Below are 14,453 nucleotides of genomic sequence, written 5' to 3' on the forward strand. Positions count from 1 at the left end.
AAGAACCGCGAACCGAAGCGTGGTGACCGGATTCCGCCGGTCAGTCGCGTTGCGTTAGTTCTCGCGGCGGAGCGCCAGCAGGGCCGCACCCGCCAGCGCAATCAGCGCGAGGCCCACGCCGAAGCCCGGCGACGAACCGCTCGACGTCTCCTCGCCGGAGGACGTCGTGGTCGTCGTCGTGCTCGTCGTGGTCGTCGTACTCGTGCTCGTCGTCGTGCTCGTCGTGCTCGTGGATGTCGAGGTGCTCGTCGTGGTCGACGGCAGCTCGCTGGCGTTCACGACCTGGACGTCGACGGTGTCGGTGTTCTCACCGTCGTCGGCCTCCAGCGTGTAGTTGCCAAGCGCCACGTCGTCACCGACGGGCATCTCGATGGACCACGAACCGTCCCAGCTCCAGTCCTCGGTGGACGTGAGCGCGACGGTGTCGCCGTCCTGGTTCACGAGTTCGAGCGTGATGGTGTTGTCCTCCGGCTGGAGGTTCGTCTGACCCATCACCATCGCGGTCTCACCGGCCGCAATCGGGTTGATGCCCGAGGCCTCGTGGCCCTCGGTGTAGACCGTGTTGACGCGCGTCGATGCATCGGCGAGACGGAACGTCGTCGAGACGACGTTGTCGTCGGAGGCCGTGTCCTCGACCGTCTCGGCCTCGAACGCGTTCCAGACCTGCGTACCGTCACGCGAGCCCTGGTCGTCCAGCCAGTCCGTCAGACCGGACAGGTCGCCGTCCGTAGCAACGTAGTCGCTGGGGAGTTCACCGTCACCGACGACGTCGTCCTGACCGATGTGGTAGGCGAACGCGTGAATCTCGCCCTCGGCGAGGTCGCTGATGCCGATGTCGTCCTCGTCGAAGGTGTAGTCGTCGGAGTCGACGGACGTCGTCGTCGTGACGACGCTACCGCGACGGCCGATGAAGCCGATGAGGACCTGGTCCGCACCGGGCGCAGTGCCGTTCACGTCAATCGTGCCGGTCTCCTGCGCGATCTGGCCGTTCACCGTCCAGAACTTTGCGTCCAGACTCGTCTGCGTCACGCGCAGCGAGACCTGTCCGCTCGTCCCCGAGTTGAACTCGGACGTGGTGAGCGTCTCGTTGAGGTCGTTCGCGCCACCGGCGTCCTGTGCGTCGATGACACCGAGACGGTACGTCCCGGTGATGCTGAAGATGTCGCTCGCCTCGGACAGCGTGACGTCCTCCTGGGACCACGTGCCGTCGCTGTCGACGCTGACCGTGTCACCGCTACTGAACGACTCGTCCTCGTTCAGGTCGAGCAGTTCGTAGTCACCCTGGTCGCGGGCGTACAGCGCGACTCGGTCCAGCCCGGACGGGGCGCTACCGTTCACTTCGACTTCGGACCCGACGACGTACGTGCCGCGCGGGTTCCCGATGGAGACCTCACCCTCGGTGATGTCGAGGGTCTGCGAGTCCGCCTCGGTCACGATGCCGTCGGCGATGTCGCTCGCGGTCGCGTCGGCGCCGTAGACGTCGACGTCGACGGAGGTATCGTCGAGGTACTGCGTGTCGATGGAACCGACGCCGACACCGGTGTCGTCGTCGATCTCGACCTCAGCGTAGAGGTAGTCGACCGTCGCGCCCGACGGGACGTTCCCCGGGGCGTAGACGGCGCCGTCCTCGGTGATGACACCGCGATCCTCGACGTCACCGACGTTGCGGAAGACGCGCGCGGCGTCGTCGTTCGAGGTGCTGTCGCGGAGGTCGTTCGCGTCAATCGTGACGTTGTGCGTGTCGCCCGCGATTGCGCCGCGAATCGTGTACTGCACGTTCTCGCCCTGCGTCACGGAGGAGCTGTCGAGGTCGATCTCGACGTCGTCCTGCGTGTTCAGGTTGAGCGTGGTCGTCTGCGTGGCCGCACCGAAGTCGAGGTCTTCCGTCCCCTCGACCGTAATCGTGTACTCGCCGGCGTCCTGATTGCTCAGGTCGAGGTTCCACGTCGCGCTCCCGTTGGAACGGTCAGCGGAGTCGTCGACGACGTCGTCAGTAACCTCTAGACCACTGGAGTCCTCGACGGTGAGTTCGAGGTCCTCCGCCTGCGCGAAGTTCCAGTCAGCGCTGATCTCGAGGTCGCGCGCGGCGGACTCGGAGACCGAGCCACCGGAGATGTCGGCGTCGTTCCGGTTGAGGATGTCGAGTTCGGTGACGCGCGGCGTGTTGACCGTCACACCGTAGCCATCGGGCTCACCGTTCGTCGTATAACGCCCCTCGTTCTGTTCCTGCGGGACCGGCGGGCTGAGGATCGTCCCCTCTGCGTTCCCGGAGACGCCCGTCAGCGTGTTACCCTCGATGTTTCCGGCGAAGGTGAGGTCCTCTTCACCTTTGTAGACGGTCGCGCCGTCGAAGATGAAGACCTCGGCCGTCCCGTTCGTCGAGGCGTTCGTGTTCCCGTTCTCGTCACCGGCGCGGCTGTACTCGGTGTACGTGTACGACTTGTCAGCGTCCGACGAGACGGTGATCGTGTCGTCGCCAGTGATCGAGACCGTGTTGTCGCTGATCGCTTCACCGGAGATCGTGTAGTCGTCGGTCTCCTCCATCGTCACCTGGTACGTGACGGTAATCGTCGTGGTACCGGTGGGGATGTCCGTGTCGTTGATCGCGACGGAGATTCCCGTCTCGTCGGACTCGTTGATCGCCGGGTTGGAGACCGTCGATCCTCCAGCCTCGATGCTCGTGACTTGCGCCGAGGAGACGTTCGTCAAGAAGTCCTCGTTGAGCGCGAAGTCGTGGCTACTGTTCACCTGAACCTCGTCGGTGACCGTCACCGCCTCGCCGGGCGCGACCGACGTCGAGCCGATGGTACGGTCCGCCGACGTGACGGCCGCGGACGCGGGCGTCGCAACGGCCATCACCGACAGCACCATCAGTGCTGCCAGCAGTACCGCACGGAGTCGTGTTGTTGTCTCTGTCATCTGTTGTTAGCTCGCGAATGCCTTCGCAGCGGACTGGAGCTGGCCCATGTCGAGCGAGCCGCCACGGAAGTCCGTCGCGGCCGACTTCAGCTCGGTGCTGCTGATCGTTCCGTCGTTGTCATCGTCGTACGACGCAACCGGGCTGTTCGAGTCGTAGGTCGTGGTCGTCGGGATCGTGCCGAAGGATGCGCTGTCGGAGTTCGCGTTACCGGTGACCTGCTCGGTCGCGGTGACCGTCACCTGGTAGCCCGAAGTGTTGGCCTTCAGCGTCAGCGTCGCAACACCATCGGCGTTGGTCCGCCCGAAGCCCTTGAGACGCGTGATGTTCGCGTTGGACTTGTTGCTGATCTTGCGCGTGATCTGGACGTCGGACTCGTTGACGTCGTTACCGTTCGAGTCGACGAGCTGCGCCGTCGCCTTGATCACGGCCTGGTTGTCCGCGACGAGCTTCGTGCGGTTGAGCGTGACGTCAACGCCGGCGACGCTCGTAGTCGGGCCGTCGTTCGTCGTGTTCGTCACGGTGAAGCCGTCACCGACCGCGACACTGGAGTTCTCGTTGTCCTGCGTGTCGCTCGCGGACGCGCTGATCGTGTAGTTCCCTTCCGGGAGGTCCGCGGTGACGTTCACGTACTCGGTTGGCTCGTTACTCTCGTTGAGCGTCGAGGCGTCGGTCAATTCGACGACGGTCTCGTTGTCGGTGGCGTTCCCGTTCTCGACGAGCGAGTACGTCGTTTCGGTGTCGTCGTTCGTGACGTTGACGGCGATCGTACTCTCGTTGACAGCGCTGTCAGCGTCGGTCACCGAGACGTTGATCGTCGCGTTCCCGTCCGTCACGTTGTTCGTCGACTCGGCGAACGTCGGCGGCACGTCATCGGTGCTACCGCCCGACTGCTCGGACGTCACCGTATAGTTGCCGGAGAAGGTCGCGAAGGACGTCCCCTCGGACGACGTCTCCAGATCGAGCGACGTGTTGTAGGTGTCCGGGGTTTCCGGGAGCGTCACGTTGTGGATCGTCACCGTGACGTTGTCGTCGTCGGTGACCGTCTGCGAGTTCGACACCGTGATGCTCAGATTGTTGTCGTTCTCGAGCTTGACCGTGGAGAAGTCGCCGTGATACGGCGTGTTCTGGATCGAGAGGTTGACGTCATCTTCCAAGACCCCACCCAGGTCGGCACCCGTGGCGTTGAACGTCATGTACTGCATGTCGTTGTCGCTCGTGAGGTTGACCTGACCGGAGATAGTGACGTTCGTCGTCGCACCGGCCGTGGTGTTCGCGAAGTCGAACACGGTGTTCTCCGCTTCCGACGACGCGACAGGGACCGTATCGAAGGTCGCGTTGGCCCAGTGCTTCGTGCCGGTCGAGTTCTCGGACGCGTTGATCGAGACCGTCGCATCCGGCGTGTTCGCCGTCAGGTTCAGCGTCGCAGCACCGGTCTCGTTCGTCGTCCCGAAGGTGTCGAGCACGGTCACGTTCGCCGCTGTGTCCGAGACGTTCCCGATTGTCTCGTTGATCGGGACGCCCGACTCACTGACCGCGTCGCCGCTCTCGTCGGTCAGCTGCGCGGTCGCCTGCAGCTCCGAGGCGTTGTTCGCGGTGAGCTCGTCCGTGCTCAGCGTGAGGTTCAGGCCGCCAATAGTGTCGTTAGTGACGGTATACGTCGCGTTCGCGTCCGGCGAGATACCGTAGTTCAGATCGTAGTCGCTGTTCTGGTCAGCATCGCCGTCCTCACCGACCGCGAGGATGTCGACAGACGAGAGGTCCGCGACATTATACTGACTGAGGTTGACACTCACGTTGACGGTATTATCGTTCGATCCGGCTAAGTCACCGTCACCATTATCCGTAACAGTGTCGACTATTTCGGACTCGTTGATGTAGCCGTCATTGTTCTCGTCGACTGCGAAAGCAGTGTCCTTTCCGGTGGTGCTAATCGTCGCGGAGGCCGTAATGTTCGCGTCCGCGGATCCGGATGTCGGATCGACCTCAAGAGTATCGACGTTTCCGGCGTTCGTTGAGCCACTATCGGATCCAGTGGATGTGTCGCCGACGGTGAAGCCGTCGCCGACCGCCTCAGACGAACTCTGGTTCCCATCGGGGTCGCTCGCAGACGCGCCGATCTTGTACGTGCCGTTAGTCAGCTTGATACTGACATTCACGGTCTCGGTCTTATCGTCACTGCTACTGTTGAACGTCGACTCGGGAGACTCCGTCCCGTTCACGAGCTCGCCGTTCCGCACGAGAATCGTCGTGTTCCCGTTCGATGTGTTCGTCACGTTCACGTCGATCGTGCTCTGATCAACGAGGGTGTCGTCTGTTACCGAGACGTTGACTGTCGCGTTACCAGACGTTACGTTCTCCGTCGACTCCGCGAACGTCGGAGATTCGGAGTCATCGGACGAACCAACAGTGACCGTGTCGACCGTCACGTTGGAGAGTTCGACCGACCCACTCGCATTAGTGTCGGCGGTGACAGTAATCGGGTAGTCACCGGTAGTGCTGGGCGCTTCGGCCTGATCAACTCGGAAGGAAACCTCAAGCGTGTCGTTGATAGTACCACCTTCGTCATCCCAGGTGACGTTAACGAAGGGTGCACCGCCCGAGTTATTCCCGTAGTTCTGGTTGTCGCTAGACGTGTTTGAATTGCCACTCAGAGTGGACTCGACAGAGCGATCCGTAATGGATGCGGAGCTCAGATCGAAGCCAGCGAACGAGAAGTTCGCGTACGCGTCGACAGTATCATCCGCAGTGTCGACGTTCTCGAGTGTCGCCGTCACCACGTAGCTGTTCGCCACGGAGGTGTTTGTCTCGTTCGGCACGACCGATCCCGAGGCCAGGGACACTGGACCAGACGTTGGCGTCGACTCCGTAGCAACCGTGAAGTTGTCGCCGAGCGTGGTCTCGTTGATCCGGTTGTCGCTCGTGTCGTTCGCCGCGACGGAGAGGTTGTACGTCCCGTCGGGGAGGTCGACGCTCACGTTGATCGTCTCGGTCGCGTCGTCGGAGCTATCGAGCGTCGAGGACTTGTTCACACCCGTGGAGATGTCGCCGTTCTCGACGATGACCGTCTCGTCACCGGACTGATTGACCGCCGAGATGTTGATCGTGCTCTCGTCAACCGCGACGTCGTCGGTCAGCGAGACGTTGATCGTCGCGTTATCGTTCGTCACGTCGTTCGTCGACTGGGAGGCGTCCGGTTCCTCCTCGTCAGTGACGTTGAACGCGACATTCTGGGTGTCGACGACGGTCGAAGTTGTCGAGTTGTTGTACTGTTCTATGTTGTAGACGTAGTCCCCAGTCGTCGTCGGGGAACTGTTAAAGTGAGCGGTGAGATCAAACGAGATGCTACCATCGCTGTCGTCGGATGTGTCGGTAGCGTTCCCGACAATCAGACCACTATCACTATTGGAAGCGTTGAATACAACGCCTTTAACACCTGACGGCGTTTGACTAGCGGAAACGCTAGAGATAGCGACTCCTGTTTGGGTCAGGTTAGAGGCGTTGATTACGAAGTAATCAGTCGAGTTGAGATCAACAGTAGTCGCGTTAATCGAGATCGTCTGAGTAGTATCGCCAACCACAACGTCTGAGGCGTTCGTACCGCTGCCGTCAGGCTGAATCGTCGCCGCGGCCCCACCCGTGAAGGCGATGGTCGCGCCGAAGACGGAGCCGACCATGAGCAGCGCGAGGACGACGGCGCGTGCGCGGTCCGTCGAGCTACTCATCGGTCACCTCCGTGGTTGTATACGGTGCCTCGCGCGTCGCTGCGCGGTCGAATCGGGGTACAGTGTCGTGTGTCATGGATTCTGGAAACAGCCTCCGCCGCACTGACATGACGATTGAAACACTCTGTCCACAAATAGCTTGCCGTGTGATACGGCCGCAAACGGGCGTTCGAGCGTGTTTTCTCCACGTACCGGCCCGTTACCGTGTGGTTGTCCGACACGTGCGCGTGTCACGATGAACGGAGCCCGAGCGCGGCTGGGGGCACCACGCCGCGGTGGCTTCTGTCGCGGGAGACGGGGAGCGCCCGTCGTCGCGACGGGACGAGAATACGTTCCGTGGCGGGTCGTCGGTCGCCGACCCACGACGTGCCGAGGGCCGTCGTCGCACTCGACGTCCACGTCGGCGTTCCGACGATGACGAAGAAAGTGAGGTGAGCGCACCGACCGCGGTGCGGTGCTGATGCGGGCGACACGCGACGGAGTAGCGCCGCCGCTACGCGGGGTAGCGCCCAAAGAAAGAACCGCGAACCGAAGTGACCGGTTACGCCGGTCAGCCGTGTTGCGTTAGTTCTCGCGGCGCAGCGCCAGCAGGGCCGCACCCGCCAGCGCAATCAGCGCGAGGCCCACACCGAAGCCCGGCGACGAGCCACTGGACGTCTCCTCGCTGGAGGACGTCGTGGTCGTCGTCGTGGTCGTCGTCGTGGACGTCGTGGACGTCTCCTCGGTGGAGGTCGTCGTGCTCGTCGTGGACGTCTCCTCGGTGGAGGTCGTCGTCGTCTCGAGCTCGCTCACGACCTGGACGTCGACGGTGTCGGTGTTCTCACCGTCGTCGACTTCCAGCGTGTAGTTGCCCGGGGCGACGTCGTCGCCGACGGGCATCTCAACGGACCACGAACCGCTCCAGCTCCAGTCCTCGGTGGACGTAAGCGCGACGGTGTCGCCGTCCTGGTTCATGAGCTCGACGGTGATGGTGTTGTCCTCCGGCTGGAGGTTCGTCTGACCCATCACCATCGCGGTCTCACCGACCGCAATCGGGTTGAGGCCGGAGGCCTCGTTACCCTCGGTGTAGACCGTGTTGATGCGCGTCGAGGCGTCGGCCAGACGGAACGTCGTGTCGACGACGTTGTCGTCGGAGGCCGTGTCCTCGACAGTCTCAGCGCTGAACGCGTTCCAGACCTGCGTGCCGTCACGCGAGCCCTGGCCGCTCTCGAGCCAGTTCTGGAGGCCCGAGATGCTGTTGGCGCTCGTAGCGCTGTCGCCATCAGAGTCCTTGTGGTTCGGGACTTCGCCGTCGCCGACGTTGTCGTCCTGACCGATGTGGTAGGCGAACGCGTGGACGTTACCCTCGGCGAGGTCGCCGACGGAGATGTCGTCCTCGTCGAAGGTGTAGTCGTCGGAGTCGACGGACGTCGTCGTCGTGATGACGTCACCACGGCGGCCGATGAAGCCGATGAGGACCTGGTCCGCACCGGGCGCAGTACCGTTCACGTCAATCGTGCCGGTCTCCTGCGCGATCTGGCCGTTCACCGTGTGGAACGTCGCGTCCAGGCTCGTCGTGGTCACACGAAGCGAGGTCTGGCCGCTCGTCCCCGAGTTGAACTCGGACGTGGTGAGCGTATCGGAGAGGTTGCCCTCGTCGTTACGGGCGTCCTGTGCGTCGATGACACCGAGACGGTACGTCCCGGTGATGCGGAAGATGTCGCTCTGCGCGGACAGCACGACGTCCTCCTCGGACCACGTGCCGTCGCTGTCGACACTGATCGTGCCGAGGTCGCCGAGCAGTTCGTAGTCACCCTGGTCGCGGGCGTACAGCGCGACGCTGTCGAGCCCGGACGGGGCCGTACCGTTCACTTCGACTTCGGACCCGACGACGTACGTGCCGCTCGGGCTGTCGATGGTGACTTCACCTTCGGTGACGTCGAGGGACGCCGAGTCCTCCTCGGAGTTCCCATCGACACCGCTCACGCCGGTGTCGTGACCGTAGACGTCGACGTCGACGGAGGTGTCGTCGAGGTACTGCGTGTCGATGGAACCGACGCCGACACCGGTGTCGTCGTCGATCTCGACGCTAGCGTACAGGTAGTCAGCCTCAACGTCCGCGAGGCTGTCGTTGTTCGGACCGTAGGCCGCATCGTCCGCGATGATACCGCGCTCCTCGACGTCGCCGACGTTACGGAAGACCTGCGTCGCCTGCTGGTTCGAGGTGCTGTCGCGGAGGTCGTTCGCGTCGATTGCAACGATGTGCGTGTCGCCCGCGACACCGCCGCGAATCGTGTACTGCACGTTCTGACCCTGCGTCGCGGACGAGCTACCGAGGTCGACACTGATGTCGTCGTCCGTGTTCAGGTTGAGCGTGGTCGTCTGGGAGGCAGCACCGAAGTCGAGGTCCTCCGTCCCCTCGACGTTGATGGTGTACTCGCCAGCGTCCTGGTTGCTCAGGTCGATGGCCCAGGAGGCCTCACCGTTCTCGTTCTTGATGTTGTCGCTGTAGTCGTCCTTGAGGACGTCACCGGTGATCTCCAGACCGCTGGAGTCCTCAACGGTGAGCTCGAGGTCCTCGGCCTGCTGGAAGTTCCAGCTGGCGTTGACGTAGAGGGTCTCGGCGCTGGCCTCGGAGACCGAGCCACCGGAGATGTCCGCGCCGTTGTCGTTGTCGACGTCGAGCTCGGTGACACGCGGCGTGTTGACCGTCACGCCGAGCGCGTCAGTCGTACCATTGTTCGTGTAGCGACCCTCGTTCTGGTTCTGGGGGACCGGCGGGCTGAGGATCGTCCCCTCAGCGTTGCCGGAGACACCCGTCAGGGAGCTGTCGAGGCCACCCGTGAAGTTGAGGTCCTCCTCGCCCTTGAAGACGGTCGCGCCGGGGTAGATGTTCACCGTCGACGTCCCGTCAGTCGGGGCCGGATCGCTGCCGTTCTCTGCAGCACGGTGGTCAGGGCCACCGTCGTTGGTGGTGCTGCCGGTGTCGCCGGTACTAGTCGGAGTGTTGATCGTGAACGTGTTACCAGCACTGAGCTGCTGAGTCGCGCTGTTATCGTTGAAGATTTCAGACGTGCTGTTGTTCACGAGGCCCACCGTCGGGGTGGCGGAGAGCGTATGCCCGTCCGTCGCACCGTCAGTGGTCGTCACAGCGACGTAGTATCGCTCGGTCTGAGGAGTGTCACCGTTGTTATTGCGGAAGTCACTGGTGTCGATGGTGACCGAGGAGAGATCCGAAGGCGAGGAGCTCCCCAGCTGGTTCTCGGACGTGGTGAAAGCCGTGTTCCCATCGGTGTCCGCGTAAACGGATACCGACGAGATGTCGGATGCGGTGGCGTTCCCACCGAAGGAGACCGAGACGTTGTTCAGATAGATGTCCTGACTGTTACCAGTCGAGGAGTCATCTAGCGTGAAAGCGTAAACCGCGTCTGTGCTACCGTTGTCGATGGAACCTCCGTCCCAGCTCACGCTGGAAGCAGAGGCATTAGTCTGCGCCGCAGCAGCGCCGCCTGTGAGCGCGACGGTGGCTCCGAAGACGGAGAGCACCATCAGCGCCGACAGGAACACTGCGCGGAGCTTGGAATTGTTGTCTGACATTGGTTGTGTTGTCTGGTTCGACTGTCGTGCCGTTCGAACCCGCCGGCGCGGCGGTACTAGACAGTTCAGTCCGGTAGGAGTACACCCCAACCAAGAGCGCTCTTCGGTAAATACTTTGTGTACGTCGACCCGGCGAGACGGTCTGAGAGGGCGTCACACACCCGTCTGACGGGGTCGGCCGTGTGACGAACTGACGGAAAAAGGCGCGGCGGGGCTGTCCCGGAGACTCAGGCGGGCTGGCCGCGCGAGGCGCGGTAGTCGGCGACGCGCTCCGCGACGCCGTCGAGGAGGACGAGCGTCGGCGGGAGGGTGGCGAGCGAGGCGATGAGCGTGAGGAAGATGACGCCGACGGTGAGGAAGCCGAAGCCGCTGAGGATGGGGAACGGCGAGAGGATCAGCGCGGAGAAACCGAAGACGGTCGTCATCCCCGAGACGCTGATGGCCTTCCCGACGCGCGCGGAGGCGATCTGCACGGCGTCGAGTCTGCTCACGCCCTCGCGGGCCTTCTCCTCGTAGTAGCGCTCCATCACGATGATGGTGTACTCGGCACCGATACCGACGGTCATCGCGCCGAGGCTCGCGCCGAGCGGCGACACCGAGATTCCGAGCTCGTACATGTAGATGTTCTGCCAGCCGAGGACGAACACCATCGGCACGAGCGGCGCGACGGCCTTCACGGGGTCGCGGTAGTACGCCAGCAACAACAGGAGGACGAACAGCACGCCCAGCGCCGTCGTGACGTTCCGCGAGTTGATCTGCGAGACGATGGAGGGCGTGGATATCGCGGCCGTCCCCGTCACCTCGGCGGTGACGCCGGGCGGCGGGTTGCTGTACGCGATGGCGTCCTCGGCGTTCCCGAGGAAGGAGATGACCTGCCCGGTGGTCATGTCCTGTGCGGTCGCTATCGTCACGTGCGCGCGCCCGTCATTATAGTATTGTTCGAGCGTCTTCTCGGGGACGTCGGCGAGGACGCGGTTCACCCCGGCTTCGGTCTCGGGAATCTCGCCGCCGTTGTACTGCTTCACGAGCGTGGCGGGCGAGTCGACGCCCGTGATGAGCGGGGCCTCGGTCGCCACGTCCTCGAACTGCACCATCCAGCGCAACACTTCGGGGTCGCGCAGGTCCGTCCCGGTGACGAGCACGCTGTAGCTCGTGCTCGACCCGCCGCCGGTGACGGACTGGAACTGCTGGAGGTCGACGTACGCGGGGAGGTCCTGCGGGATGAACTCGTTCGTGTCCGTCATCGTGTCGAGCGACGAGCTCACCTGGAAGCCGGCCCCGGCGAGCACGAGCGCGAGCACGAGCACGGTCTTCGGGTGGCTGGCGAACACCCGCGAGGAGCGCCCGAGGAGCAGACCGACGGTGCCGACGCTGGCGAGGCGGTCCTCGGTGCTCTCCGCGTCGTCCCCGTCCCCGTCCGCGTCCGCCTCGTGGTCGAACTCGCCATCGAAACGCCAGCGGACGTAGATGGTGAGCACGGAGAGGAGGACGAGGATGCCCGCGGCGTACGTGAGCATGACGCCGAGGATGGACGTCTGGGCGAACCAGATGGTCGCGGGCGACGTCGTGGACACCCACGTCGCGGCGAAGCCGAGCGCGGCCGCGAGCATGGCGATGAGCACCGGCGGCCCGATGCCCCCGAGGGCGATGGGGAGCGCGGTCCGCGGGGGATTGCGCTCCAGTTCCTCCTCGTAGCGCTCGTGGAACTGCACGGAGTAGTCGATACCGAGCCCGATGAGGATGGGGAACACCGCGCTCGTCAGCGTCGAGTTCGGGATGCCGGCGTAGCCGATGGCACCGAACGTGTAGATGACGCCGACGAAGACGGCGACGATGGGGAGGAGGCGCAACCGGACGCCGCGGAAGAGGAAGAACAGCGCCACGACCATCAACCCGACCGCGAGGCCGAGCAGTTGGGAGGTGCTCTGTTGGATGACCGCGGACATCTGCGCGCTGAACGCGGCGCTCCCGGTGACGGTCACGGAGACGCCGGCGGGGAAGTTCGCCCACTGTTTGACGTCGACGGCGCGGTCGTATATCGGCCGCTCTTCTTGCTGGGAGAGCCCGGTGTCGGTGGTGACGCCGACGATGGCGTAGTCGGGTGAGCCGAGCACGGCCTCTATCTTCCGCTCGGAGTCGGGTATCCGTCCGTACTCGGCTCTGACGCGGTCGGCCGGGCTCGTGACGCTGTAGACGTTCTGCGTCTCGCTCATCCGCCGGTCGAGTCGGTCGATGGCGCGAATCGTCGCGGGTTCGGTGACGTCACCGCGGACGAGGACGGCGACGTTCCCGTGGTCGAAGGACTCCGAGTAGGCCTCGTACGTCGGGTTCTCGGCGACGAACGCCGCGTTCCCGGTGACGCTCGTTATCTGTGCCGCGCCGCCGACGGACACGAGTATCAGGAGGACGGCGAGCGCGAGCGTCGCCACCGGTCGTTCCTGGACGCGGTCGCCGACGGACGCGAAGACGCCCCGAAGCTTAGCCATGTGTGGTCCCTCCGTGGCTGGCGTCGCTCATCGGCGACGGTAGAGGACGTAGGCCCCACCCGCGACGACGAGCACGACGACGACGATGACCGGGAGCGGAACGGGGAGCCCGCCGCTCGACGGCGTGACGGGGACGCCGATGGGGAGGCCGTCGGTGTACTTCGTGTCGCCGTCCGCGTCGTCGTAGCGCACCTCAACGGAGGCGGCGTACTCCTTGGTGAGCGCACCCGAGCCGGCGCTGACGGTGAACGTCGCGTTCTTCGTCTCGCCGGACGTCATCGTCCCGAGGTACGCGCCGTCGTCGGACGTCGAAATCGGGTCGCTGACGAACAGTTTCGCGTTCGTCGCCGACACCGGCTCGTCGCCGTTGTACTGGACGCGGACCGTCACCGAGTCGCTCCCGCCGGGCGAGACGCCCGTCGAGACGTTCGTGACGGTGAAGGGGTCGCGCTCGGCGCCGATGGTGATGGACTTGCGAAGCGGCGCGTCGGTCTCGCGCACGTCACCGTCCGCGTTCTCGTACTGCACGCTGAACGGGAAGGTGTTCGTGCCGGGTTCGGCGCTCGCGGGAATCGTCACGGTGAACGAGACGGGCGCGGACTCACCGACGGCGAGGTCACCGACGGCGGATTCGCCGTTCGTCGGCGTCACGGTCGCCGTCTGCCCCAGCACGACCGCGACGTTTTGCGCGTCGCCGGGACCGGTGTTGACGACCGTCGCGTTGATTCGGGCCTCGTTCTCGTCGACGCGGAAGTTCTCCGTCGAGACGTCACGCAGCTCGAAGGAGCGTTCGGGGCGCACCTGCACGCCGGTCGTCAGCGTGTCGGAGCGTTCGGTGACGCCGTTCTGGTTCTCGTAGGAGACGACCGCGTTCACGGGGTACTCGCCCGCGGCGGTCTCGGGACCGGCACCGACCTGCGCGGAGACGGTCGTGCGCTCGCCGGGTTCGAGGCTTGGGACGTAGAGCCCCGTCTCGGCCTGCGCGTTCGACGGCGAGCCGAAGTAGAGCGCGCCGGACTGCGTCGAGAGGTGGACGGACGCCGCGTGGGCGGTCCGCGTGCCCGTATTCTCCAGCGTGAAGGAGAGGTTGCCGGTGTCGCCGGCGAAGACGGCGTTCTCCCCCTCGGAGACGACGTCGAACTGCGGGCGGTCCTCGACGGTTATCGTGACGTACTTGCGCTCGTCGATGGTGCTCCACGTGTACTCGGGTTGTTCGGTGTCGCTGTAGACGACCGCACGCACGTGACGGTACTGGACGCGGACGGGGATGCGGTACGTCCCGGGGGCCGCGTTCCCGATCTCGACGTCGAAGTCGAACGTCGCCGTGCTCGACCCGGGGATCGACCCCCGCACGACCGTGCCCGTCTTCACGTCGATGGGCGCGTCGATCTGGTCTTCGAGTACCGTCATCCGGACGTTCTGTGCGGTCTTTATCTTCTCCTCGTACTGGGCGGGGCCGCCCTGGTCTATGTCGCCGTCGTTCGACGCCACCACCGACAGTGTGGCGGCCTCGCTCGCGTGGAAGGTGTTGTCCGATACGGAGACCGAGACCTCCGGATTCCCGTAGACAGAGCTATCCGCCAAGACTGGTGTGGCCGGCACGACGAGTGCCAGCGCGAGGACGAGTAAAACGATTTCGCGGCGCATCGCGGGGGAATACAGGCGAATCGGGGATAAAAACGATGGAACCCCACGTAGGTTGCTCGGGGTTTAACTGAGCGCGCGCGGAGCGCGAACCGCCGAGTCGCA

The 14,453-nt window shown here is 64.3% G+C and carries 5 protein-coding genes and 1 pseudogene; all 6 read right to left on the bottom strand.

All coding sequences use genetic code 11. The features are described from left to right. Nucleotides 1-54: 54 nt before the first annotated feature. Nucleotides 55-2,919 (bottom strand): HVO_2072 family ArtA-dependent S-layer glycoprotein, encoded by a 2,865-nt coding sequence (gene csg, locus IEX84_RS10160; RefSeq protein WP_188872578.1) that lies wholly within the window; start codon nt 2,917-2,919, stop codon nt 55-57. A gap of 6 nt (nt 2,920-2,925) precedes the next feature. Beyond that, on the bottom strand, nt 2,926-6,642 hold the full coding sequence (locus IEX84_RS10165) for a beta strand repeat-containing protein (protein ID WP_209590374.1): 3,717 nt from the start codon (nt 6,640-6,642) through the stop codon (nt 2,926-2,928). Between the two features lie 564 nt (nt 6,643-7,206). Next, nucleotides 7,207-9,771 carry an HVO_2072 family ArtA-dependent S-layer glycoprotein gene (csg, locus tag IEX84_RS10170; RefSeq protein ID WP_188872584.1) on the bottom strand — a complete coding sequence of 855 codons (2,565 nt, stop codon included), beginning with the start codon at nt 9,769-9,771 and terminating at the stop codon, nt 7,207-7,209. A gap of 354 nt (nt 9,772-10,125) precedes the next feature. Then, a pseudogene (locus IEX84_RS14890) lies at nt 10,126-10,218 on the bottom strand (surface glycoprotein); the annotation flags it as partial. 227 nt (nt 10,219-10,445) lie between these two features. Next, the gene (locus IEX84_RS10180) at nt 10,446-12,704 is read right to left on the bottom strand and encodes an efflux RND transporter permease subunit (protein WP_188872462.1); all 2,259 of its coding nucleotides are present in this window, start codon (nt 12,702-12,704) and stop codon (nt 10,446-10,448) included. A gap of 27 nt (nt 12,705-12,731) precedes the next feature. Next, nucleotides 12,732-14,351 carry a COG1361 S-layer family protein gene (locus IEX84_RS10185; protein ID WP_188872463.1) on the bottom strand — a complete coding sequence of 540 codons (1,620 nt, stop codon included), beginning with the start codon at nt 14,349-14,351 and terminating at the stop codon, nt 12,732-12,734. Nucleotides 14,352-14,453 lie beyond the last annotated feature (102 nt).

Origin of the sequence: Halarchaeum rubridurum, assembly GCF_014647115.1 — an archaeon.
In the GTDB taxonomy this organism is placed as follows: domain Archaea; phylum Halobacteriota; class Halobacteria; order Halobacteriales; family Halobacteriaceae; genus Halarchaeum; species Halarchaeum rubridurum.